This window comes from Lamprocystis purpurea DSM 4197 (assembly GCF_000379525.1).
In the GTDB taxonomy this organism is placed as follows: Bacteria; Pseudomonadota; Gammaproteobacteria; order Chromatiales; family Chromatiaceae; genus Thiodictyon; species Thiodictyon purpureum.
Genome location: NZ_KB902452.1, coordinates 21411 through 44305 on the forward strand (window position 1 = coordinate 21411; position 22895 = coordinate 44305).

At 65.0% G+C, this 22895-nt stretch carries 22 protein-coding genes and 2 pseudogenes; 6 read left to right on the forward strand and 18 right to left on the reverse strand.

Translation table 11 applies throughout. The features are described from left to right. Positions 1-48 precede the first annotated feature (48 nt). From traA to A39O_RS0108565, 9 genes and pseudogenes are all read right to left on the reverse strand, one after another. Positions 49-396: a TraA family conjugative transfer protein gene (gene traA, locus A39O_RS0108535; RefSeq protein ID WP_020504251.1), complete on the reverse strand. Its 348-nt coding sequence runs from the start codon at positions 394-396 to the stop codon at positions 49-51. Positions 397-500: 104 nt separating this feature from the next. Further along, complete coding sequence (locus A39O_RS0108540; protein WP_020504252.1) at positions 501-908, reverse strand: TraV family lipoprotein; 408 nt, start codon at positions 906-908, stop codon at positions 501-503. After that, positions 905-1210, reverse strand: coding sequence for a hypothetical protein (locus tag A39O_RS38105; protein ID WP_211211556.1), 306 nt, complete (start codon positions 1208-1210; stop codon positions 905-907). The genes A39O_RS0108540 and A39O_RS38105 overlap by 4 nt, the downstream gene beginning before the upstream one ends. After that, positions 1207-1947 (reverse strand): DsbC family protein, encoded by a 741-nt coding sequence (locus A39O_RS0108545; RefSeq protein WP_020504253.1) that lies wholly within the window; start codon positions 1945-1947, stop codon positions 1207-1209. Before A39O_RS0108545 ends, A39O_RS38105 begins: the two co-directional genes overlap by 4 nt. Before the next feature lie 172 nt (positions 1948-2119). Further along, positions 2120-2230, reverse strand: a pseudogene (locus A39O_RS43505) (TraV family lipoprotein); the annotation flags it as partial. 165 nt (positions 2231-2395) lie between these two features. Beyond that, positions 2396-3609, reverse strand: a pseudogene (locus tag A39O_RS32685) (ISNCY family transposase); the annotation flags it as partial. A 78-nt stretch (positions 3610-3687) separates the two neighbouring features. Further along, positions 3688-3852: a hypothetical protein gene (locus tag A39O_RS41685; RefSeq protein WP_020504254.1), complete on the reverse strand. Its 165-nt coding sequence runs from the start codon at positions 3850-3852 to the stop codon at positions 3688-3690. After that, a complete protein-coding gene (locus A39O_RS0108560; protein ID WP_020504255.1) occupies positions 3849-4067 on the reverse strand; it encodes a hypothetical protein in 219 nt (72 codons plus the stop codon). Before A39O_RS0108560 ends, A39O_RS41685 begins: the two co-directional genes overlap by 4 nt. After that, positions 4064-4825: a DsbC family protein gene (locus tag A39O_RS0108565; protein WP_020504256.1), complete on the reverse strand. Its 762-nt coding sequence runs from the start codon at positions 4823-4825 to the stop codon at positions 4064-4066. Before A39O_RS0108565 ends, A39O_RS0108560 begins: the two co-directional genes overlap by 4 nt. A 671-nt stretch (positions 4826-5496) precedes the next feature. On the opposite strand from A39O_RS0108565, the gene A39O_RS0108575 reads away from it, so the two are divergent. After that, positions 5497-5796, forward strand: coding sequence for a hypothetical protein (locus A39O_RS0108575; protein ID WP_020504258.1), 300 nt, complete (start codon positions 5497-5499; stop codon positions 5794-5796). A 601-nt stretch (positions 5797-6397) separates the two neighbouring features. Here the strand turns inward: A39O_RS0108575 and A39O_RS32690 are convergent. The 8 genes from A39O_RS32690 to A39O_RS0108615 form a co-directional block, all read right to left on the reverse strand. After that, the gene (locus tag A39O_RS32690; RefSeq protein ID WP_020504259.1) at positions 6398-7072 is read right to left on the reverse strand and encodes a YfdX family protein; all 675 of its coding nucleotides are present in this window, start codon (positions 7070-7072) and stop codon (positions 6398-6400) included. Positions 7073-7260: 188 nt separating this feature from the next. After that, positions 7261-7518 (reverse strand): hypothetical protein, encoded by a 258-nt coding sequence (locus A39O_RS0108585; RefSeq protein ID WP_020504260.1) that lies wholly within the window; start codon positions 7516-7518, stop codon positions 7261-7263. A gap of 49 nt (positions 7519-7567) precedes the next feature. Continuing rightward, positions 7568-8842, reverse strand: coding sequence for a carbohydrate porin (locus A39O_RS32695; protein ID WP_020504261.1), 1275 nt, complete (start codon positions 8840-8842; stop codon positions 7568-7570). A gap of 102 nt (positions 8843-8944) precedes the next feature. Next, entirely contained in the window at positions 8945-9628 is a 684-nt protein-coding gene (locus tag A39O_RS0108595; protein ID WP_020504262.1) for a MarC family protein, read from the reverse strand. A 23-nt stretch (positions 9629-9651) separates the two neighbouring features. Next, entirely contained in the window at positions 9652-11004 is a 1353-nt protein-coding gene (locus A39O_RS32700; protein WP_020504263.1) for an APC family permease, read from the reverse strand. Continuing rightward, positions 11001-11957, reverse strand: coding sequence for a glutaminase A (gene glsA / locus A39O_RS0108605; protein WP_026199249.1), 957 nt, complete (start codon positions 11955-11957; stop codon positions 11001-11003). Before glsA ends, A39O_RS32700 begins: the two co-directional genes overlap by 4 nt. A 21-nt stretch (positions 11958-11978) precedes the next feature. Further along, complete coding sequence (gadC, locus tag A39O_RS0108610) at positions 11979-13511, reverse strand: putative glutamine/gamma-aminobutyrate antiporter GadC (protein WP_020504265.1); 1533 nt, start codon at positions 13509-13511, stop codon at positions 11979-11981. A gap of 78 nt (positions 13512-13589) precedes the next feature. Continuing rightward, on the reverse strand, positions 13590-14987 hold the full coding sequence (locus A39O_RS0108615) for a glutamate decarboxylase (protein ID WP_020504266.1): 1398 nt from the start codon (positions 14985-14987) through the stop codon (positions 13590-13592). A gap of 493 nt (positions 14988-15480) precedes the next feature. Here A39O_RS0108615 and A39O_RS0108620 point away from each other — a divergent pair, with 493 nt between their 5' ends. The 4 genes from A39O_RS0108620 (at position 15481) to A39O_RS0108635 (ending at position 21170) form a co-directional block, all read left to right on the forward strand. Beyond that, on the forward strand, positions 15481-16815 hold the full coding sequence (locus tag A39O_RS0108620; protein ID WP_020504267.1) for an APC family permease: 1335 nt from the start codon (positions 15481-15483) through the stop codon (positions 16813-16815). Between the two features lie 130 nt (positions 16816-16945). Then, complete coding sequence (locus A39O_RS0108625) at positions 16946-18580, forward strand: alginate export family protein (RefSeq protein ID WP_169338427.1); 1635 nt, start codon at positions 16946-16948, stop codon at positions 18578-18580. Between the two features lie 22 nt (positions 18581-18602). Beyond that, positions 18603-19631, forward strand: a complete 1029-nt coding sequence (locus A39O_RS0108630; protein WP_020504269.1) for an SDR family NAD(P)-dependent oxidoreductase — start codon at positions 18603-18605, stop codon at positions 19629-19631. A 465-nt stretch (positions 19632-20096) separates the two neighbouring features. Then, the gene (locus A39O_RS0108635) at positions 20097-21170 is read left to right on the forward strand and encodes a hypothetical protein (protein ID WP_020504270.1); all 1074 of its coding nucleotides are present in this window, start codon (positions 20097-20099) and stop codon (positions 21168-21170) included. 30 nt (positions 21171-21200) lie between these two features. Here A39O_RS0108635 and A39O_RS0108640 read toward each other — a convergent pair whose 3' ends face one another. Beyond that, positions 21201-21578: a sodium-independent anion transporter gene (locus A39O_RS0108640; RefSeq protein ID WP_020504271.1), complete on the reverse strand. Its 378-nt coding sequence runs from the start codon at positions 21576-21578 to the stop codon at positions 21201-21203. A gap of 507 nt (positions 21579-22085) precedes the next feature. On the opposite strand from A39O_RS0108640, the gene A39O_RS32705 reads away from it, so the two are divergent. Beyond that, on the forward strand, positions 22086-22583 hold the full coding sequence (locus A39O_RS32705) for a PepSY domain-containing protein (RefSeq protein WP_157639865.1): 498 nt from the start codon (positions 22086-22088) through the stop codon (positions 22581-22583). The last annotated feature ends 312 nt before the right edge of the window (positions 22584-22895 follow it).

Sequence of the window (22895 nt, forward strand, 5' to 3'; positions counted from 1 at the left end):
TGCCCGTCACGTCTCGGCCGCGAGGCCGGTGGGTTCAGGCTCTTGGGGTCAGAGCAGCGGCAGGGTGGCGGAGACAGTGGCGTCAATAACGCTGGGGGCCAGGAAGAGCCCGGTCCCGGCGGCGATGCCCATCACGAACCCCATCACCGAACCCTTGGTCACCCCCGCCACCAGGCCGACGATGATGAAGATCGCGGCGATAACGCGGCCCAGATAACCGGTCATCCAACCGGTCAGGGTGGTATAGAGGGGGGTGAACTCCGACCCGCTGGTGCCGGCCCAGGTGAGCGATGGCGCGAGCAGCACCACCGTGAGCGCCAGCAGCAGGATGAGCATGCGGCCCTGATGACGCCCGATCGGCGGTGCCGGGCGGGGGTTGATGACTGCGGAAAACATGACGTTTATGACCTCTTGATGGTGGAACTGCCGGTCGCTGCCGGCGCGGCCGATTGCCCAGGCGTCGCCCAGGCCACGGAATGGGTTGCGGGTTGGACGGCGGGTCAGACCCCACGCTGGCCGGCCCCGATGGGGAACCCGGCGGGCAGTGGCAGGGGGGCCGCAGCGCCGGCATCGCCCGGCGTGGTGAGGGGCGCCGCGCGGGTTTCGATTTGCAGGGGCCGCAGCACCGTGGTCCGGGACGGCGCCGACGCGTCGCCATAGGTCCACTTGGTGGGGTCCACTTCGATGTACACCGTGGACGGCGCATGCAGGTCGCCGCGTTGGTCTTCCCAGGCGGCGAGCCAGACCGCCATCGTGGTCGCGGATTGCCGCTTGGGGGTGAACTCGGCGGGGCGCTGGTCGACGGGCTGCGAGCGCACGGTCGCTGGCATGGCGCCCGGCGGGAGGCAGCCGGCAAGGGCGCCACCGCTCAGGAGCAACACGATGGCCAAGCGGGTCGTCGGTGTCATGGTGGTTCCCCGGTGGTGGTGGTGCGAACGGTGTCCTCGCCAAACGCGCCGTCTTGGGCCTGCGCGTCGGCGCAGCAGGGCGGGCGGCGCGCGCTCCTGAGCGTGCTCGGGCGGCGTTGCGCGGCCGGCGGCGGCCCCTGGCCGGCGGTGAGGGCGTAAATGGAGGAAGGGGGTAGGCACAGCGGCTGGCCGGGAAGTCCCGGGCACCCATAGGTGGCGTTGCCGCCCGTACAGGCGCTCACCGCGAGCCCGAGCGCAACCACCAGGGGCCGGGGGAGCCACTGGGCAGACCACCCGGTCATGGGGTCCCCTCCCCGGCCCCGCCGTCCAACCAAGCGGCGAGATCGTCTGGCCGGCCCTGATGCAGGCGCCCATCGGGTGCGATCAGGAAGGGGGTGCCGCGGATACCGAGAATCTGGGCGGTGACCAAGGTGCGTTGGGCGGTCCCCTGCCCGCAGGTCCCCTGAGGCGCGGGCAACTGGGTGTCGTGCGCCAAGAGGGCCTGCAGGGCGGCCGCCGGATCGGTGGACGCCAGGCAGTGCAGGGCCAGCACCACGGACTGCGACGGCGCGGCGATCGGCAGCGCGACGAGGCGAAACCGGTAGCGGTCGGTAAGTGCCGGCAGGTCCGCATAGAGCGCGCGGCAGTGTTCGCAGTCCGGGTCGACGAAGACCACCACCTCGCGGCCGGCCCCGTCATTGATGGCGCCCAGGTCGGCCGGGTCGAGTTTCAGCCGTGCCAGATCAAGGTGCCCGGCGAGGCGCTCCGCTTGGACCAGCGAGGTCAGTTCGACCCCGTTCCAGAGGTCATGGACGGTGCCGCGGAACAGGTAGCGCCCGTTGTCGGTGATGAACAGGAGCTGTCCATCGGTGGTCTCCACCGCCTGGATGCCCCCCGCCGGCAACCGCGCCATGCGGCTGATCGATGGACCGTCACCCAGGGGTCCGGCCCCGGTGGTGGCGGGCGCGGCCGACGTGGCGCAGGGCGGCGAGAGGATCGCGGCGGCGAGGGCGAGCAATGAGAGACGGCGGAGACGCATCGGCGAGTGCTTCGACGGGAAGTTGGCGTGCCGTCAGAGTGCCGGATGGGGGGGGCGGGGCGTGAGGGCTGAACGTGCGGTTTTAGGGGGGGAATGCGGGAGATTGTTCGCCAACGACTTCATCGACCACCCCTGGCATCAAGATCGAAGTCGCCTTGCCATTGGTAGTGCGTTACTCCACGTGCAGCCGCGCGGTCGTGGATGGGGCAGCGTCGCTCCAGCGCGGCGGTTCCACCTCCACATACACGGTCGCCGGTGCGTGCAGATCGCCCTTGTCCTCCTCCCAGGCCGCGAGCTAGACGGCCAGCTTGGTGAACGACACGCGCTGCCAGCAATTCCAAATTTGACCCTACCCCGTATTTGGCCGGCTTCGGGGCTTGCGCGAAGCCGGCCGCAGACCCTCCAGCATGAAGTCAAACTGGTCATCCCAGGAGTCGAAAGGCAGATACTGCGAGAGCGCGCGCAGGTGTTCGAAGAAGGTCTGGCGCGAGGGTAACAGGGCACGCACGGCCCGATAGCGTTGGTCCAGGCAGTCGAGGACGGTGTGGACCAGGTAGGCCAGGATGATCAGGGTTGCCAGCACAGCGGACAGGTGCTGTTTGCCATGGCCATAGTTGTGTTCGAAGTGGTAGCCCTTGGTCTTGAGGGTATTGTTGTTTTCGTTCTCGATTTTCCAGCGGCTGCGGCCCACCGCGGCAATCGCGACCACCGTCTCGGCGGTGACCTGGTGCGAGGTGGCCCAACTGTTACGGTAGAGCACCCGACCGGCGGCGTCGGTCGTGGTCAGCTCGCACCAGTCGACAGACAGGGCATCGGCGCTGTCGCGCAGTGGCAGGTGATGGAAGTAACGATAGGTATCGGTGAGGCGTTGGGTACCGGTCCAGCGCGTGGTGACCACGCGCGGCAACGGACCCTGGCGTTCGAAGTCCGCCAACCACTCATAGAGGGTGGGGTGGGACTGGGGCAGGCACACGAACAAAAAGTGGCCGTGTTGGGCCAGGACCTGTTCGCAGAAGGGCTGGTGACAGTACAGGTCATCACCCAGGAAGGTGATCGGGCCTAACGCCGCGAGCCGTGGCGCCCACTGCGGCAACCACCGCGCGCTGGCGGCCAGTTCGCAGTCCTGTTTGATGTGACCATCCTGCGGCGTAACGAACGCGGGGGCAAGGGAAAGACGGTCGCTTGGCCCGGCGCGACCAGCGCCGGGGTGACGGCGCTATGGACATGGCGGGTCTGACCGTTGGCCAGGGTGCGACTGGAACAGTTGGGACACGAAATCGCGGTTGAGGAGAAGTACTCCGTCCCATCCAGTGCGACCGCGAAGCCGCCGGCGAGGGTGCGGTGGGTCTCCAGTGCACCCAGCCGGCCGAGTCCCTCCACGATGTCCATCAACAGCGGCGCGAGTTCCTCCGGGGGCACCGGGTCGAGCAGGTTGCGGCTCTGCTGGTCGCAGGGAATCTGATGGACCCCGAACAACGACGTGGCATTGTTACGCCCGCGCTCCTTCTGCATCCGCACCTGATAATCGAGGAACGACGGACTTTGGGTAAAAAAGACGGAAAACGCACTGAGCGCCGCGTCCGCCACCAGGTAGCGCTGATTGTTGCCGCCCTTGCGCACGTCGCGTAGGCCGTCGAAGGTGTCGCGAATCTGTTTGATCATGACACCCGCCGTCAACAGCGGCAACTCGGCCGCAGCGGAAGTTACCATGGAACTCTCCAGTCAGCTCTGAAGAGCCCTTCATAACATCATGGTCTTAAATTTGGAACTGCTGACGCGCTGCGGGGCGAATTGCGCCGGACGTTGATCCGGTCCGACAACCCTGGGACCCGGCGGTTGGGACGTGGCGCAGCCGGCCAGGACGCCCAGCAGGAGCAGTGCAACGACCCGCCTGATGCGTTTCATAAGAAGCTCCCACTGGTGGTGATGGTGCTCGGGCGGCGTTCCGCGGCGGGCGGTGGGCCGGCCCCGTCCGTCAGACGGTAGATGGCCGAGGTGGGCAAACACAGCGGCTGACTGGGGAATCCAGGGCAGGCGAAGGTCGCGTTGTCGCTGGCGCATCCTGGCAGCACCGCCAGCGGGAACAGGGCGAGCGGCCAGCACCAGCCGACGCGGCTCACTGCCCGCCCTCACCAGCGTTGGGCGCTGCCGTCGGGGTGCCGGCGAGCCACCCGGCGAGGTCATTCGGGCGGCCCTGATGGAGGCGTCCATCGGGTGCGATCACGAAGGGGGTCCCTCCCACCCCGAACATCTGGGCCGTGATCAAGGTGCGCTGCGCTGTCTGCTGTCCGCAGGTGCCCGTCGCCGCCGGCACGTCNGTCGGGTGTTCCAGGAGTGCGGCGAGCGCGGCGGCACGGTCGGTGGTGGCCAGGCAGTGCACGGCCAGCACCTCGGACTGGGAGTCCTCGCCGATGGGCACGGGGATCAACCGGAACCGATAGCGGTCCGTCAACGACGCCAGATCCTTGAAGAAGGCGGCACAATGGGGGCATTGCGGGTCGACGAAGGCCACGACCTCCGGACCCGTGCCCAGATCGAGCGCACCCAGGTCGGCAACGTCGAGCTTCAGGTGCTTCAGATCGATGCGCCCGGCCAGCTCCTCGGCCTGGGCCAGCGAGGTCAAGGCCACGCCGTGCCACAGGTCGTAGGCGTTGCCCCGGACCACGTAGCGCCCGGTGTCGGAGATAAACAGGAGTTGCCCGTCGGTGGTCTCGACCGCCTGGAGGCCGCCCACCGGCAGCCGGGCCATGCGACGGATCGCGGTGTCGCTGCTACCCAGGATGGTGCCCAGGGTGGCGGCGGGCTCGGCCCAGAGGGCGGAGGGCGGCGCGGCGAGTAGTGCCGCGGCGAGCAGCCCTGAAAACCTGGAGAAGCGCATTGACGGAGACCCGGACCGGCTGTGAAGGTGCCGTCAGGGTGCCCGATCAGGGGGGATGGGTGTGAGTGCCGAAAGTTCGGTTTTATGGGGGGAATGCGGGAAATGGGGCCGGCACGAGCCAGCAGTGGTTCCCGGGTTGTGCGATCTGGTCCTGTTGGATCGCAGGGATAATGCGGGTGGTAGGTGTCCTGCAGCAGCACCACTGGGAATGCTCTTTATTTGAAGTCGCGTCACGAACGGATTGCGCCCCGGACCCGGCGCGTCCGTCCGTACCCCCCTGGCGAATGTCTCGACACCCTGCGGGCGCACCGCGTGACGATCTGCCAGCCACTAACTCAACTGCCCCTCAGGGGCCTCCAGAGCAACACTAAATCCGATGCCCCCGAGTCTCATTTTCATTGACATTCCGGTTGACGGGTTCTCGCGCGCCACCCACCTCCAACAAGCCAATCCCAGTGCGGGTCGGACTGCCGAGGTCGATCGAACCTGGCGACAACTGCGGCCCGACAGCGCGGCTCAAGCGATCGGGCTCTATTCTGCCGAAGCGCCCGCCGTCTGACCGTGGGAAAGCCCGACAGGCTGCTAGACGGCGAATTCTTTCCCGGTTATGCTTACTACGCATCTATTCTCATGTGACTCTAAATGAACGGCCAACTGGGGGGGAAAGTTCGATGAGCAAGAACGACGATCTCAAGCGCTTGGACTCCGAATATTTGGCCCTGGAAATTTCCGGGGAAACGTGGCATGTGGAGTTCGACGCCTTGCAGTCTATCCCGCGGGTGGGAGAGAGCATCCGGCTTACGGGTGGAAAATCGGGCAAAGTGGTCGACGTCGAATATGAATTCTCGCCGCAAGGGGCGCCAAACCGCCTGGGAGAGGAAATGCCAGCCGACCAGTCATACGCGAGGCCAACCCGGATTGTAGTCAAGGTATCACTACTGTCCGAAGATTCTCGCGAGGGCCTAGCCTAATAGCCTGAGTTTTGTCGGCGCAATTGGGGTCCTAAGAGTGGCAGAAAGGCTCGCGGGACCTCCGTTGCCGGTCTCGGAATACGCCGCGAATACGCTTGGGAGTATGCCGGAGAATCAGCACGTTCCGCCGCGGGGGAAGCGCAGCGGTGACGCGGGCAGTGGCCTGCGGTAGCACCTTAGGGTGCGGCCAATTGGCCGTAGAGGCGCGGGAAGACTGGGATGATTGGGCCACCGTAACCGAAAGCCAGTTTCAGGCGCCGGCCAGTGGCAATCGGGCAATCGTGCGCGCGGCGACAGACATCAACTCCTGCATCACGGTGCGCAGACGGCGCTTGGCTGGCACGCGCGATGGAGCATCGCCATATCGCCCGGTGGCTAAACCACCCGTCGCGCCAGGGCAGGGCGCAGGTCCGCTTCATCCCGCGGGACCTGCGCCCGACTCCCTGCGACCCTCCGCGCTCCATACCGGGCAGCCGGATTCCCGAGAAACACCGCCTCAGCGCGCGCCACTCGACCGCGGTCAGCAGACCGCGGCCACTCGGATAGGCAGCAATCCCGGGCAATGATGGCGGCGCTGATCCCGCGGGTGCGCCCCGTCGGATCATCCCTTGGCGGTGGGCGCAGCCTCTGTCTCCAACCATTCCAGGAAGCTCTGCGAGTCGACAATGACACCGTCTTCGGCGGCTTTGAGCGCCAGGTTGGCCTCGTAGAACTTGTCCTCGCCGATCAGCTTGGCGGCCTTTTCCACATCGCCGACAGTGGGTTCGAGCGGCAACAGTACGGCGGTCAGATTGAGATAGACCCCGGCCTCGCGCAAGACCTCCACCGCCTGCTTGTTTTCGCCCTGTTTCAGGTGCCCGTTGACCTTTGCGATCTGCGCCGCCTTCTCCGGGGAGAAGACCAAATTGTCCGCTAAGGACAGTTGTGCATCGATTGGAATCAAGGTGCCGGTGTTCGCCCTTGTCGACTTGAAAGCGAGGTGCTCGGCCGTCTTCGCCGCCTCGTCGAGCGCCGTCTTGGCCTCTGCGAGAAGTTTCTCGGCCTCCTTCGGCAGGCCCTCGAAGATGGCCAGCCGCGCCGCATAGATTGCCCGCAGTGCCTGCAAGCCCTCATCCGAGAGCTTGACGACCCCGTGTTCTGCATGGGACGCTTCGGCGAGCATCAGCCCGGGGTTGCGCACCGTCCGCGGCGTATCGGCCTGTACGACATTGGCCAGACCCAGGGTCGCGGCGACGAGCGTGGCCGCCATCGTCTTGATAAACACTTTGCCTTTCATGTTTCAGCCTTCGGTGGTCATGAGTTGGGAGGACATCGGGGCGCATTGAATGAATCGCTGTGCCGGCTACCGCCTCTTATCGAGCTGCTTGTACTCGGATTGACGCAATCGATTAGAGGGTGGCTCAACGTATCGCGGGCCGGGGGTCGGAGGCAAGCCGTGAAATACCCAATATGGGCCACGGCCGGTCATCCGCGTCCGGCCATCATAGCGCAGTTGCTATGCCGTTCGATGAAGGCGTCATGCTCCTCCTGGTCCTGAATCCGTTTCAAATCCCGCAGGCTGTAAATGCCATCGCCGATTGCGAAGCGATCGGCATTCCCACTCTGGTGCAGTGACCAGGCAAGGTCATAGAGTGCACACATAATGGCTTCCGGCCCCTGGCCTTCGTTGATGAGACGCTCCATATCCCCGGTCAGATCCAGTATCACGTCGCTGTTGGCCATAACGCTCGACTCCGGTAACAATAAATAGGTAAACCCCCGGCGCAACAGCTCAAAACATCAGCGTGGCGCGCAGCGCCAGCACCCAGACGCTGTCGCGGTTAGGGGCGAGCGCCGGATCCGAGATGTACTGCACATCAGGCGTGAGCAGCAGTCCGCGGAAGAAGGTCCAACTCCAATAAGCCTCAATGACCTTCTCGTTGCGCGCGCCGACCGGGGTGGTCGGGGCCGGAGCGGCCTCGCTATAGCCGAATGCCAACCCGATCTGGTCGGTCGGGCTGCGCCCGAGCGGGTTATTCATCGCGCCGCCGAGTGCATAGGAGTTACGGATCGGCGTGACATAGGCCCAGGCGCCGTTGGCGCGGCCAAATAGGGCCCAGGTGTCGTTTAGGTTCTGGACGGCGTTCAGTGACCAGCCACTCGTGGTCGGCTGCAACGGCACCGTCGGGACATCGTAATAGGTGACCGAATATTGTGCGGGGCCGAGGCCGCGGAACTTTGGCGCCCACTGCGCATAGCCGAACCAGGCGAAACCACCGTCGCCGAACCCCTTGGTCGAGAGGTTCTCACCCATGATGTCAGCCGCATTCTGGAAGCCTGCGGCGAACTGAATGGTGCTCGTCGCGTTGATCTGCGCATAGGCGCCAAGGCCGGCAATCGGGTAAGTCGAGGTGCCGTTTTGCGCGAACAGATAATTATTGAAATTCTGTTGTTGGTCGGCGAGGTACTGATTGCCATCGAAGTTGTAGAACGGATACTGCCCGACCGACACCAGCACCTTGTTGCCCGGAAACGCCTGGGTGTAGGTGAGCTGGGCGAAGGTATTCTGGGTTCCGGGGAAATCGTTGATCGGCGTGATCAGCCCCAGGTTTCCGGTCACGTCCCCGGCGGTCTGGCGCCACGGGTAACGCACGATCGTGTAGGCGACCTGAATCGACCCCTCGCCGAAGGTCTTGCTGTTGAACAGCTCCCAGTTGATGCCCGGGGTCGCCAGTACCTGACCGGCTGGCCAGCCGCCGTTGGGCTCGCCCCACTGTTGCAGGTAGCTCGCCGCCATCGACCAGGAAAGACCGGTCTGCGCCTTGGTTCTGGTCTTGAACCGCGAATAGTCGCCGTAGAGGCCATTGAGGTCGGCGGAGAGGGTTTGCCACAGCGTCGCGCGCCGCAGGTGGTCGTGCACACGGCCGATCTTGCCGACAGCGGAGACGTCGGTCGTGCCCAGCGCCGGGGCCTGCCCGGTGGCGTCCTGAGCCCTTGCTGAAACCGAACAGAGGGCCAAGGCGATGGCCGCGGCAAGGTCGGGGACGAGGCGGTGGTGCAGGGTCATGGCGTTGGGTCTCCGCTGGTGGTATCCGTTGCAAGGGGTCGGGCGCCGGTCTGCACAGCGCAACTCGGCGAGTCAAGGCGTGCGGCAGTGCGACCTAAGGCTTCATCGGTGCAGGGCGCCGAGGATGGCGACGCCCAGCGGAGTGGCCGCCACCAGACCGGTCAGACCCTCGACGAGCAGCTGCGTCGCCAGCGCGACCAGCACGATGCCCGAGAAGCGTGCGAGCACGTCCTGCGCGCCGGTGGAGAGCCGCCCGCTCACCGGCCCCGCCGCGAGGAAGGTCAGGGCGACGACCGGGGCCATCGCCAGAATGACGCCGCTCAACACGCCCAGATCCGGCAGGGTCGGATACCGCTCCGCGGCGGCGATCACCACGGCGATCGTGCCGCCGCCGATGGTGACCGGGAAGAGCAGTGGCACCACGGCGAGCTGATCCCAGTTCGAGCTCCCGGCGGCCACGCTGTCTTTGGATGCCTCCAGCCGCGGCTCCGGCGACTTGGCACCGCGCGTCATCAACGGCAGGCCCTGATAGAGCAACGCGGCCCCGCCGGTGGCGGTGAGTGCGCCCGAGGAGATTCCTAACAACAGCAGGAGATACCGGCCGAGCCAGATCGCGAGCAACAGCACCAGCGCATAGTTGCGCCCGATCTCCCAGGCCAGTCGCCGCTGCACGGCGCGTGGGGCGCCGCTCAGGATCGCGGCGGCGGCCCCGAGTGTCGCCGGCGGGCTGAACATCGCCAGCAGGCTCACGAACACGACGACGGTCTGGGTGGCGGTGATGGTCACAGGAGTGTCCGCGGACGTCGTGCTCAATTCGCAGTGCCCGAGGTCGCCCCGGGCGCGGGGGCTGCCGCATCACCGCTCGTGCCCAGCAGCGCCAGCACCCCGCTCAATAGGCAGGCGGCGATGATGATGCCAAGCTCGATGAGCTGGCCGCCCTGCACCAAGCTGGCAATGAAGGCGCCGAAGACGACCGCCATAATCGCGAAGCCAATCACCAGCAGCGTGGCGGACGCGCCGATCTCCTGGCGCAACCGCCAGGCGGCGACGAAAACCGCTAGGTAGCACGCCAGGAAGGTCGCGCTTGCGACGCTGGCGATGGCGTTGAGGTTCAGGAAATTTGTGAGTACCAGGATGATCGCGAGCAGCACCAGCAGTCCGGTGGTGCCCTGGCCGAAAAGCGGGCGCACCAACACGGCCGGTAAGGCGCCACGCTGACCCATGCCATGCGTGATGTTGATGATCGAGTAGAGCGTCGCATTGATCGCCGAGGCCGTCGCCAGCAGCGCCGCGACCGACACCAGCACGAAACCCGCATGCCCGAGGATCGGGGCGGCGGCCTCGGCGACCGCGGTATCGGCATAGCGTGCAAGGGTCTCGGGGCTGACATTGCCGAGCACCACCAGCGCGAGCGTGACATAGAGCGCGAGCACGACCCCGATGGCCAGCGCAAAGGCACGCGGCATGCTGCGTTCCGGGTTGGGGACATCGGCCGCGGCGTTGGCCATCATGCCGTAGCCGGCGTAGGCGAAGAAGGCGAGCCCGACGGCCGCGAGCAGCGCATTTGGGTCCGGTAGCCGGTGGACCTCGAGCATCGCCGGGTGCAGGGTGGCCGCCCCGACCGCGATCAGCAGCCCCAGGATACTGAGCTTGACGATGACGAGCCCGAGTTCCACCCGCCCGACCGCGGCCGATCCCACCATGTTGAGTACGGCAAGCACCACGACGATGCCGGTGGAATAGGCCTCGACGCGCTCCAGATGGGTCGGCGGATCATGGAAGATCCGCGCCGCGTAGGCGCCGAAGGCCTTTGCCACCATCGCCACGGTTAGCGCAAGCGTCACCAGATAGAGGATCGACAGAGTGCGCGCCAGGAGCGGCGGGCCGAGTCCGAGGTGGAAATAGTCGATAATGCCGCCGCGGCTCGGGTAGCGTGCGCCGAGCCGTGCATAGGAATATCCGGAGAAGAGCGCCGCCACCCCGCCGAGCGCGAAGGCGATCCAGGTCTCCCCGTGCACCAGCAGCGCCACCTGGCCGAGCAGGGCGAAGACGCCGGCGCCAACCATCGACCCGATGCCGAGTGCCGCGACACTCCACACCGACATGGCCCGAGCGGGGCCGCCCGCACCGCCCCGCGGCGCTTCACTGCCGGGAATGCTCATGGCGCCCCTCCGCTGCCCGGCACGTGGTAGAGGTCCCAGCCCATGGCCTTGGCGACGTGCGCCACCATGAGCTGGCCGCGCACGCTGTTACCGGTAGGGTCGAGCGGCGGCGAGAACCCCGCCACGGCTGCGACCCCGGGCACCACCGCGAGAATGCCGCCACCCACGCCGCTCTTGCCCGGCAGGCCCACCGTGTAGGCCCAGTCGCCGGAGGTGTCATAGAGCCCTTCCATCGTCATCTCGGCGAGGATGTGAGGTACATTATCCGCCGTGAGCACCCGCTCCTTGGTCAGCGGATTGACACCGCCGGCGGCCAGGGTCGCGCCCATCACGGCCAGGTCCGCGCAGGTGATGAGGGTCGAGCATTGCCGCGTATAGACATCGCACGCCTCCATGGGATCGCTGTACACGGTGTTGGCCGAGTACAGCAGCCACGCGATGGAGCGGTTGTGGAAGTTGGTCGTCTGCTCGGATTGGTTGACCTCATCCGACAGCGTGATCTGGCGCCCGGCGAGCTTGCTCTGCATGGCGAGGATCTGCGCCCAGCGGTCCTCCGCGTCGGTCGCCTTGATCAGACTCACCGTCGCCATGGCGCCGGCGTTGACCAAGGGACTCATCGGACGATCACCATGCAGTTCCAGCGCCGTCACCGAGTTGAACGGCAGGCCGGTCGGATCGGCACCGATCTTCTTCTGGATCTCATCGGCTCCGTACTGCTCCAGCGCCAGCGCCAGGGTGACGATCTTGGAGATCGATTCGATGGCGAATTCGTAGCGGGTGTCGCCCGTCTCGAAGACCTGGCCGTCAATCGTGACCACGGTCACGCCCGCGAGCGTTGCCGGGACCGAGGCCAGGTAAGGGATATAGCTCGCGTTGGCGCCGCCCGGCGCGGCGGCGTATTGGACATGGGCCGCCTTGACGGCGGCGGCGATGGCGTGGGTATCGATGGTCATGAGCATAAGCCAGTGCAGTGTTCAGGCGGCGGTCTCGGCGGCCGGTGCTGGTTTCTGGACCGTGCCCGGATGCCGGCCTTCCAACTCCCAGCCGAAAGGCTCGAAATCAGCCGCATCCTCCGCGTTCTTCCAGTGCGGCTTGCGCACGGCATAGATGACCAGCGGGATCGCGACGAACAACAGATTACCGGCGATCAGGATCAGGACATAGGTCGTCGGGCTGCCCACCGAGATCTGCGACGGCGGGACGAATGACAGCACAAAGGCGATCAGCGAACCGACGAGCCCCGCCCCGGCAAAGACCCACATACCCGCCTCGCCTCCCGGTACCTTGTAGGGGCGCGCTGTATGCGGCTCCGTGTGGCGTAGATAGATACCCGCGCAGAACATCAGCAGGTACATGATCAGATAGAGTGTGACCGTCAGTTGGCTCAGGATCTGATAGGCCGCCTGCACCGAAGGCAGGATGACGAACATGATCGCCAGGAAGGTTACGATCAGTCCCTGCACGATCAGGATATTGCTTGCCACCCCGTTCTTATTCATCTTCTGGAAGAAGGGCGGCAGATAGCCGGCGCGCCCGACCACGGCGAGTCCGGCCGAAGGACCGGCCACCCACACCGTCACGCCGCCGATGACACCGGCAAACAGCGCCACCGCCAATACCGAACCCGCCCAAGGCATGCCGAAGACGCGGAAGAAATCGTCATAGGCGACGAGCAGGCTCTGGGTCAGGTTGATTTGGCTGTTCGGCACGATAAAGCCGATGGCCAGGGTCCCGAGCACGAAGATCACGACGGTCAGGATCGAGGAGATCAGGATCGCCTTCGGATAGTTGCTGCTGGGATTGTCGATCTCCTTGACATGGATTGCATTCATCTCCATGCCGGCGTAGAATAGGAAGATACTGGCGGCCAGCACCAGATTATCGAAGTTGGTAAAGTCGGGGATCAGCTTGTCCCACCCCAGTTGGATCTGCAACGGCTTGCCTTGAAACAAATACAGGATGCCCACCAGAATCAGGACCGCCGCCGGAACGATGGTGCCGATCATCCCACCCCACTTGCTGATGGTGGATGACGCCTTGAGACCGCGCAGCGTCACGAAGGTCGCTCCCCAATAGACCACCAACACCGCGATGATGGTATAGATATTGTTCGCGGCGAGTGCCTGGTCCCATTTCTGTTGGGGTCCGATGAAGGCAAGCGACACCCAGGCGAAGGTGAGCACGGTCGGAAACCAGATGGTCGACTCGGCCCACAGCAGGAAGATGGCGACGAACCCCCACCGCGGCCCGAAAGCCTCGCCCACCCAGCGGAAGACGCCGCCCTTTTGCGGCCAAGCCGTCGCCAGCTCGGCCGCAACGATGGAGACCGGGATCAGGAAGAAGACCGCGGCAAACAGATAATAGAAGATGGAGGTCAAGCCGTATTCGGCCTCGGCCGGCAGACCGCGCAGGCTCACCACGGCGGTGACATTCATGATTGCGAGGGTAAATACGCCCAGCGTCGCCTTCTGTGCGATGCCGAGCTTGCCCGGTTCTGCAGTGGCCATGGTCAGCCCCCTATGGACTTGTGAATTGTAACGGCAGGCGTTGACCGCCGCGCGCCGCGGCGCGCGGCCTGATCACGCCTAGTTGTGGTGGAAGCCCGTACCCTCGGTCGCCGCGAGCTGCGCGGCCGGGTGCGCGGCGAGAAACGCCAGTGCCGCCCGGTAGTCGGTCATCAAGAGGCTCGCCATATCCATGGTGAAACCGCGCCGGCACATCACGCGCATCACGACGATGTCGCTCGCCCCGCCATTCAATGCGAAGGCCGGTACCTGCCAACCGCGTAACCGCAGCCGTTCGGAGAGGTCGTAGAGCGAGTAGCCAGGGTCGCTGCCCGGCTTGATACGAAAGCACACCGCCGGGATACCGGTCTGGGGATCGCCGGTACAGATAAACTCATAAGGCCCGAGCTTCGCTACCTCGTCGGCAATGTAGGCGGCAACCTGGTAGGCGGCACTTTGAACCTTGGTGTAGCCCTCACGACCAAGGCGGAGGAACTCGTAATACTGGGCAATCACCTGCCCGGCCGGCCGCGAGAAGTTGATCGCGAAGGTGCCGACCGAGCCGCCCAGATAGTCCACCTTGAACACCAGGTCCTCCGGCAGCGCCGCGGCGTCGCGCCAGATCACCCAGCCGCAGCCCAAGGGGGCGAGCCCGTACTTGTGACCGGAGGCACTGATCGACTTCACGCGCGGCAGCCGGAAGTCCCAGACCAGCTCCGGCGCGGTGAAAGGCGCGAGGAAGCCGCCGCTGGCCGCGTCGATGTGCATGTCGATATCCAGGCCCTTTGCCTTCTGCAACTGGTCGAGCGCCTCGTGCAGCGGCCCCGGCAGCTCGAAGTTGCCGGTATAAGTGACGCCGAAGGTCGGGACCACGCCGATGGTGTTCTCGTCACAGGCGGCGATCATGCGCTCTGGGTCCATGAAGAGCCGGTCCGGTTCCATCGGGATCTCGCGGATCTCGACATCCCAATAGCGAGCGAATTTGTGCCAGCACACCTGCACCGGACCGCAGACGAAGTTGGGCTTGTCGGTGGGTTTGCCCTGGGCCTGACGCTTTGCCCGCCAGCGCCACTTCATGGCCATACCGCCGAGCATGCACGCCTCCGACGAGCCGATCGTATTGGTCCCGGTGGCATGGCCGCCGGTCTTTGGCGCATGCCATAGGTCCGCTACCATGTTGACGCAGCGCAGGTCGATTGCCGCGGACTGTGGATACTCTTCCTTGTCGATCCAATTTTTGTTGATCGCCTGATCCATGAGCTTATGGACGTTCTCGTCGTCCCAGGTCTGGCAAAAGGTCGCGAGGTTCTGGCGCGCATTGCCGTCGAGGAACAGCTCGTCACTGATCAATTGGTAGGCGATGTCGTCGCGCATTTCAGTCGCGGGAAACGCCTGGTCCGGTGCCACGCGACCCGCCGCCTGCGAGCCGAAGCGTGAATCGAGCAGGGCGGAACGACCATCTGACCGCGTATTACCCATGATGTTTGTCCTCTTTAGTGTTTCGACCGGCATCGGCGCGCCCCGCCCGATGAATACAACAATCATCGAGTACCGCAAGCGAACGACTTTTTCGTGGGTCAGTTAAGCAAGTCCAGGTCGGCGTTGACAAGGCCGGGACTGCCCAAAATGGGCCAGTGCCCCGGGCTGTTCTGACCCGCGAAATCACCGCTGCACAGGTCCATACCCTTGGAACTTTTGTTCTCTGCATCATTTACTTGGCGCCAAACGTCGTTGGTTTTTTGGGTCGCCAGACCCCGGATGTGTCGTTGCAGTCTTCAGCGCGGGCGTCGCTACCCAAAATGGGCCAGCACGGCGATGCGCACCCGCCTATACGCTATTGTGCCTACGGCACCTTGCGTCTTGCGCAAATCGATTCCCTTTCTCGTGCTTGTCGTCCATCCCGATCCATGGCAAGATCGGCCTACCGGTCGCACCGATGACCTGAACGATTTACAGCGCACGAATAAATGGCATGAGCGAATCAGACCACAGCGGCGGCACGATCGGTATCGGCGGCGCATTGTCGATCGGTATCGGCGGCATGGTGGGGGGCGGCTTCTTCGCCACCTTCGGGCTCGCGGTGGTGGGCGCGCGCGGCGCGACCTGGATCGCATTCCTGTTGGGCGGCCTGATCGCACTCGTCACCGCTTATTCCTATGTGCGCCTGACCTTGCGCTATCCGGGGCCGGGCGGCACCGTAGCCTTCGTGCGTCACGGCTTCGGTATCGGGCTCTTACCTGCGTCGATCAACGTCCTGCTGATCCTGAGCTACGTCGCCATCATGGCGATTTACGCCCGCGCACTCGCGGCCTACACGGTGCAGTACCTCCCTGCCGTGGAGCGGGACTTCTGGACCTACGTCATCGCCTCGGCGTCCATCATCGTCATCGGTCTGGTGAATTTCGCCGGTACCCGGTTGATGCAGCGCTCGGAGGCCGTATTCAATACGCTGAAACTGTTCGTCCTGGCGGTCTTCATCATGGCGGGGTTTGCGCTCGGCACGCCGGACTGGAGCCGGCTCGGCCCCGCCGAATGGGTACCCTGGATGACGATCGTCGCGAGCGGCATGACCGTGTTCCTCTCTTACGAGGGCTTCGAGCTCATCGCCAACGCCTCCGACCGCATCCGCGACCCGCGGCGGACCCTGCCGATCGCCTTTTACGGCAGCGTTCTGGCCACGGTCGTCATCTATGTGCTGGCCGTCCTGGTCGCGATCGGTCACCTGCCGTTCGCCGAGATGTCGGCGGCGCGCGACTTCGCGTTGTCGGCCGCGGCCGCCGCCTTCATGGGCAAATTCGGCTTTACGCTGTTGACATTGGGCGCGGTCACGGCCTCGGCCTCAGCGGTCAACGCGGACTTCTTCGGTGCCGAGCAACTCCCGCAGACCCTGGCCCAGCATGACGAGATGAGCCCGGTGTTCGCGCGCACCCGCAGGGGCAAGCCGGTGGCGAGCATGCTGCTGATCGGCGTGGTCGCGCTGCTGGCGGTGAACCTGCTCGACCTCACGGCGCTGTCGGCGGCGACCAGCGGGGGCTTCCTGATCGTCTATGCCGCGGTCAACGTCGCCAACGCCAAGCTGGCAGTGGAGACCGGCAGCCGCCGCTGGATCAGTCTGCTGGCCGCGGTCCTCTGCGTCGCCGCCCTGGTCCTGATGCTCGTGCAGTTTGCCGCCGACCCGGCAACCCGCGGCTCCGCCTGGGCAGTGCTCGGCGTCGTCGTGCTCGCCGTTGTGCACGAAGGCGTCTTCCGCCTGGAGCGGGAGCGCCTCGCGCGGGTGGCCGGCGCGACGGCGGCGGCACAAGTCTGACTCAATCCGCTGGCTTTCATCGTTCGTTTCAATGCTTCACCTGTTCGCGAGCTTCGGAGGTTTGGTGCTGCGTCGGCCTGGCATCCCTAGTGGCATTGCTTGCTTCGTCGTCATGATCTTGGTGTGCGAGATGGCAATGGCCCAAATGGCCGGCGATCCTTGGCAAGGGCTGCGGATCGATGCGGTCCGCATTACGCTGATTCCCCAGCCGGAATCGGGCGAAACCCGGACCGCACTGGAAGATCGCGTCCGCCGCGCGCTCGATCTCTTTCCCGGCACGGCCTTTCGGAACCTGTTTCTCGACTGGGGCTTGAGCAAGTTGAAGTCGGAACCGTGGGTCGGCGATGCGCAGGCCGAGCTGATGCCCGGCGACTCGGGCGGCGTCGTGATCGAGGTCAGAGTGACCGTCTCGGATCAGGCCAAGGCGTCCGCCAGGGCGCCCGCATTTCCGAATTTGCATCAGGGCGCCGATTCGCTGGTCAAGGTAAAACTCATGGCGTCCGGTCTGGCGTACGCGAACCACAATGCCTGGTACGGCCAACCCGGCGCCTTCGTCGGTGCCAATCCACTAGCCAGCAAGCCCGCCGGTGCGGGCTGGGCGCCTTGGGCCGAAGGCGCGACCGAGGTCGGCATCCAGGGTATCGGCCCTATCACGTCTTCGGTCTATGCCTACGGCAGCCTGTCCTGGCTACAAAGCGGCTCCGTCGGCAGCGAGTTGTTCACCAATGAACCGCGCACCTACGGTGGCCTGGAGGACGCCTACGCGGGTCTGATATTCGGCAAGACCTGGAATGATGGGGCGCGCCTGGTGTTCAATCTGAGTGCCGGCCGCCAGCCATTCCAGATCGCCGACGGGATGCTGATCCGGATTACCGCCGGGAATGGATTTGATCGCGCTGGGCTGCAACTCAATCCCCGCTGGGCGGCCGACAATCTGCTGTTGGCAGAGGCGCGCTACAACACCTGGCGTATCCAGACGTTCCAACTCGATCCGGACGAACTCCCCGCCATCGACTCGCGTACCATCATCAACGGAGTCAATATCGATGCCGGCCTGGGTACCGCCCGACAATGGGGTTTGACCTGGCTCTATGTTCCGCAATCGGACTACGGCTACTACACGCCCTCCGCCGCCGGAACCCGCGCCGGCCTTGAGGTCATCGACGCGCGCCTGTCCTGGCTGCCGACGGCACCGGGCGGCGCCGGCCCTTATGCGAAGACCGAGTTGGGGTATCAAATCAATCATGTAAACAGCTTCCCGATGCGCGCCTGGGCCGGATATGTCGAGGGCGGCTACACCCTGGCCGGGCTGCGGTTCAGTCCGTCGCTGAGCTATCGGTTGTCCTACTTCAGCGGTGACAATCCCGCCACGACGACTTACGAGCGCTGGGACCCGCTGCTGTCCGGGGGAACGCCGGAAGAATGGGTACAGGGCATCAACCACTACAATATGTTTCAGGACAGCAACGTCATTGCCCAGCGCATTCAGGTACAGTTGCGGCCATCGCGGACGACGGAGGTCGTGCCGCAACTCTGGTTGTTTAACGCGGACCAGACGAACAACCTCGGCGGCACCTTGGCGCAACTGGCCGGAAGGACGCTTGGCTGGGAGTTGAACCTGACCGGCAAGTATTATCCAACGCGCCATCTCTATTTCCAGGGCAGTATCGCCATCACCGGTCCATTGTCGGGGGTCGACGGCGCCGTCGACGGCCATCTGACACCCTGGGTCAGTGCGATGCTGCTCGCCCTCGTCAACTACTAAAGGGTAAAGGGTTAGACTTACTATGGATCGTCGATCACTGCTCAAGGGGCTGGCCGCCGGGGCCGCTGCCATCCCAGTTGCCCAGACCATTGGGGCCGACCCACTCGGGGCGGCTGCTACGCCCGTTGCCGACCGGGGGGATGACGGGGGAGGCATCGGCAGGGTGGCCATCGCACCGCCCGATCCCGCCTATTTCATCCCGGGCCGATTCCAGGGCAAGACCTTGGTCATTACCGGTTTTGCGCGCGGGATGGGCCAGGCGGCGGCCATCCGTGCGGCGCGCGAGGGTGCCAATGTGGTCGGGATCGACTGGCTGCCCAATGAGGCCAGTCAAACGGCCGCAGCGATCGAAAACGAGGGCGGCAAGATCGCATTCACGGTCGGCAGCGTCGCCAACACGGCCGACTGCGACCGCGTGGTCGCGCTTGCCGTCGAGCGGTTCGGCGGCGTCGATCTGGCAATCAACAATGCCGGGGTCATGGACGGCGTCTACTCGGGCGAGCCGATCGACTATGCAAGCCAGAAGCCGCTGGTGTTCGCACCCATCGACCAGGCCACCGACGCCTATTGGGACAATGTGTTCGCTATCAATGCCGGCGGCGTATTCAAGTCCATGCGTGCCGAGTTGCGCCAGATGGTGGCGCAGGGACGGGGCGGCGCCATCGTGAACGTCGCCTCGATCGCCGGACTCACCGGGCTGGCCGGCAACCCGGCCTACGTTGCCAGCAAGCATGCGGTGAACGGGCTGACCGCGAACGCGGCCATCGACTACGCCCCCTACGGCATCCGCGTCAATTCGGTGAACATGGCGGCGACCGATACGCCAATGGTCGCGCGCGCCGGGCAGTTGGTCGCGGAGATCATGCGCGCGGGCCAAGGCGACAACATGGGATTAATCAAGACCCAGTCGATCCTTGCTTATGTGGATAGCAAACACCGTCCGGCCACCGTCTGGGAGCAGGTGGCCGTGATGCTGTTTCTGCTGTCGGCCGAGGCCGCCAACCTGACCGGGGCGCGTTATGCCACAGACGGGGGTTGGACCGCCTACTGACGCACCCCTGCCAATCGGCAAGCTGGACGACCGGCCATTGGTCAAGCCGACTTGATCGCCGCTTGCCGGCCGCCCAGGTCCACGACGTTATCGCCGCACTCCCCGCGGCCTACCGTACCTGGTCGGCGGCACGGCCTCTTGCGAGACCGGCGTGCGCCTCTCCGGCCGCCAGGCGTGCTGCCTGCCGCTCCCCCAACTACTCTTTGACGCCAGACGTAGCGCGCAGTGCGCTTGGCGTGCGATCAGGGGCTTCGCTGAGAATTTGCCTGCCTGAGATTTCATCTGGGGCGGTTCGCGGCCGTGCTCGTCTATCCGTCTTTCTCCGACAACATTGTTCAGGTACTATCCAGCCAGTCGAGCCCCCGTGGGCAAGGTCCCGGCCGATGGCCGGCTCGTCCGCTCATCGAACCTGGACTCGCCATGTATACCACCGACGATCCCCCCGGAGGGGACGCTGGACCTGAAATGTCTGCCGCAACCGGCGCATTGGACCAGGCGCGATCCGGGGCGGTGCCGTCCGATCTGCCCCTGACGCTGCTTGCCGCCGGATACCACCTGCGCCAGATCAACGCGGTGCGCGCCCGCTTCGACGGCCGCGCCGAGCGGGTGGCGCTTCCGGTCCTGCTGTGGCTGGCCGCGCGGCTGGCCGATCCCGATCCAGAGGTTGCGCATGCCGCCGCGGTGGTGCTACAAAGCCTGGCGCTGGAAACGCGACCAATCTCGAGAAGCTATTCGCTGCGCGAGATCGGGGACGCGACCGGCTTCCCGCGCGAGACGCTAAGGCGTACCGCACGGCAGCTCACGGGTTTCGGTTGGATCCTGCAGGACACCGCGGGCCAACTGAGCGTCACCCCGCGGTTCACGGACTACCTGTGGGCCGATGGCGAGTCGGAGCGGCTGCAGGATTTCCGTTGGACCGCGGCGCGGTTGCGCGAGCTGTCCGACCCGGCAACGGCGTCGAGCGGGGCAAGCGTTACCGAGGCCTTGGCCGCCATGAGTGCGTGCCGCAGCGAAGAGTTGCCCCGGTCCGTCCACTGGGCGATTCCCGCCACCCTGGCGGGGGCGCCGCTCGCGGCGGCCATGGTCTATCTGTGCGGCTACAACCTGCGGCATCTTCTGCACATCGCGCCGCACGTCGATGGCGATCTGCTGCAAGTCGTCCTGCTCGGTGAACTCGCCCACCGCAATATCGCGGCCTTGGCGCCCGGTGCCGCCACGCGCAGCGCCGAACTTGCCGCGGTCCTGCAGGTCGATCAACCGCGCGCGGCCCTGCTGACCAATCCGCAGCGCGCCTTCAATGCCTACTCCTTGGCATCGTGCCTCGGCGTCCCATACGAAACGACGCGGCGCAAATTGACTCAACTGTGCACCCGTGGCTGGGTCGCACGCGACGCGCGCGGGCTCTACTGGGTCTTGCCGCATGCCGCCGATTACTTCCAACAGTTCAATCTCGATCGACGTGCCAACATGCTCGCGACCGCCGCCATGATCGAGGCGCTTCTGCAATCTCCCGCTCCAAGCCAAACGGGTCAGGCTTGAATACATATCGGGTAGAGACTGGAGGAGAAACTAGGGATGGCGAAGGCGCAACCATGCAGGTCCCGGCGCCCCACTCTTGGACTGTCTGGTCTTGTAAGCGCTCAGCCCGGCATCCAACGCCGGGAAAAAGGCGTCCGCCCCGATCAGACCGGTCAGGTGGGAGCGGTCGCATTCCGCTTTCACGTCGTCGGCAAGCTGCGAAAAGACCAGTTGGATGCCCTGGTCCGACAGGCTCGCGTGCAGATTCCGCAAGGCCGCGGCCGCGGTGAAGTCCACGTCATCGACCGCTGCCGCGTCGATACAGAACCAGACCAGGGGCGAGGAGGTGCCGCTGGCGAGCGTCATGACCTCCTCGGTAAAGACGTGCGTATTCGCATAATACATGTTGTGCATGAAGCGGTAGATCATCAGGCCGGGCGCCGCATGAGGAAGACCACCGCCGAGAGGAAAGCCCCAGGCATATAGGCCAGGGGGGCAACTCTGCACACACGCTCGTGGGGCCCTGGCGGGCACTAATGTCGTCGCCCGTATAATGGCGGGCGCTGGAGATTAAACTCCCCCCTTTGCCGGTGAACGAACGGAAGGTACCCACGACCTTTTGTTGCCACGCGCTGGCCCAGGAGGGTTGGGTCCAATTCCAGCCGATGATGATGCCGACGGTGGTGAAGAAGAGTATTAGAAGCACGATAAGGCTCCTGGACTTCTCGGCGTCAGAGCCAGGGCTCGACATTGCTGTTTCAAGGCAGGCCGGTTTCACCGTAAAATGTCATGGTCGACTCCTCCTGCCAGGGCGTCCTGTGCCGCAAATTTTTAATCGAAATGTAAGCCCGCGGGCGGGGTTGGCCGGATGGTTATCCGAGTCCTTTGCCAACACTGTTTCAGGCGCGTCAACGACGGATGCCTGAGGAGATATCCATGAAATTGCAGCGTTCGACTCACTGGATGTTCGGCTGGGCCCTTGCCTTGGCCTTGATCACCCCGGCAACGGCCGGCAGTCGCCCCCCCGCTGGGAGCAAGCCGCTGTCCGAGATCCTGCAAGGGATTGAGCAACGCGCGGGCGAGGTGGTATTCAGCGCCGATTTCAGCAGTGGATCCTGGGAGATCCTGGCTTGCAAGGCCGGCGGTCAGGGTTGCCGGGAGATCGAAGTGGATCCGCAGACCGGCGAGGAACGCAGTTCGAGCCCGGAAGATACCTCGGACGCCCTCCCGCCGTCCAACGGAAAGACCGCTTCGCAGATCGCGCGCTCGATCGAGGGGCGCAACCTCGGCGTCATCGCGGAACTCGAGTACGACGACCCGCAATGGGAAGCGCAGATCCGCCCGGACCGCGGTCACGTGAAGCTCTACGTCGATCCGATCAGCGCAGAAGTTAGGCGTTGCGTTGGTCACGCATGCACGCCCCGCGGCAGATGAACCCCTCGGGGTCCGAGTCACTTAAACAAAGCGCCCGCCTCGATTAAGACGACTTCGGCGCCCGGCGCGGCGCTGGTCGCGAGTCCGGGCATCCCTGCCGCCACTTTTTGCTGGAGGTCGAAGCTCTGCGCGATCGTCGCTGGGAATACGTCCAGATCGGACAGGGATAGACTGGCGGCAGAGAGGCCCAGAGTGGCTGTGCTGCCTCGGCATCGCGGCGACCAATGTAGACGCCGACAATTTCCCAGGTGTCACGGTTCAGGGCAAGACTGGCTCCACGCGCCCGCCGGCCCGCTCGACCCGACCTGCGAG

Coding starts and splice junctions, on each gene's coding strand:
- glsA (WP_026199249.1), bottom strand. CDS start 11,957: ATGACCATCGATACCCACGCCATCGCCGCCGCCGTCAAGGCGGCCCAT.
- A39O_RS0108540 (WP_020504252.1), bottom strand. CDS start 908: ATGACACCGACGACCCGCTTGGCCATCGTGTTGCTCCTGAGCGGTGGC.
- A39O_RS0108545 (WP_020504253.1), bottom strand. CDS start 1,947: ATGCGTCTCCGCCGTCTCTCATTGCTCGCCCTCGCCGCCGCGATCCTC.
- A39O_RS0108635 (WP_020504270.1), top strand. CDS start 20,097: ATGTCTGCCGCAACCGGCGCATTGGACCAGGCGCGATCCGGGGCGGTG.
- A39O_RS41685 (WP_020504254.1), bottom strand. CDS start 3,852: ATGAAACGCATCAGGCGGGTCGTTGCACTGCTCCTGCTGGGCGTCCTG.
- A39O_RS0108620 (WP_020504267.1), top strand. CDS start 15,481: ATGAGCGAATCAGACCACAGCGGCGGCACGATCGGTATCGGCGGCGCA.
- gadC (WP_020504265.1), bottom strand. CDS start 13,511: ATGGCCACTGCAGAACCGGGCAAGCTCGGCATCGCACAGAAGGCGACG.
- A39O_RS0108625 (WP_169338427.1), top strand. CDS start 16,946: ATGGCAATGGCCCAAATGGCCGGCGATCCTTGGCAAGGGCTGCGGATC.
- A39O_RS0108585 (WP_020504260.1), bottom strand. CDS start 7,518: ATGGCCAACAGCGACGTGATACTGGATCTGACCGGGGATATGGAGCGT.
- traA (WP_020504251.1), bottom strand. CDS start 396: ATGTTTTCCGCAGTCATCAACCCCCGCCCGGCACCGCCGATCGGGCGT.
- A39O_RS32695 (WP_020504261.1), bottom strand. CDS start 8,842: ATGACCCTGCACCACCGCCTCGTCCCCGACCTTGCCGCGGCCATCGCC.
- A39O_RS0108640 (WP_020504271.1), bottom strand. CDS start 21,578: ATGATCTACCGCTTCATGCACAACATGTATTATGCGAATACGCACGTC.
- A39O_RS0108615 (WP_020504266.1), bottom strand. CDS start 14,987: ATGGGTAATACGCGGTCAGATGGTCGTTCCGCCCTGCTCGATTCACGC.
- A39O_RS0108630 (WP_020504269.1), top strand. CDS start 18,603: ATGGATCGTCGATCACTGCTCAAGGGGCTGGCCGCCGGGGCCGCTGCC.
- A39O_RS32690 (WP_020504259.1), bottom strand. CDS start 7,072: ATGAAAGGCAAAGTGTTTATCAAGACGATGGCGGCCACGCTCGTCGCC.
- A39O_RS32705 (WP_157639865.1), top strand. CDS start 22,086: ATGAAATTGCAGCGTTCGACTCACTGGATGTTCGGCTGGGCCCTTGCC.
- A39O_RS0108575 (WP_020504258.1), top strand. CDS start 5,497: ATGAGCAAGAACGACGATCTCAAGCGCTTGGACTCCGAATATTTGGCC.
- A39O_RS38105 (WP_211211556.1), bottom strand. CDS start 1,210: ATGACCGGGTGGTCTGCCCAGTGGCTCCCCCGGCCCCTGGTGGTTGCG.
- A39O_RS32700 (WP_020504263.1), bottom strand. CDS start 11,004: ATGAGCATTCCCGGCAGTGAAGCGCCGCGGGGCGGTGCGGGCGGCCCC.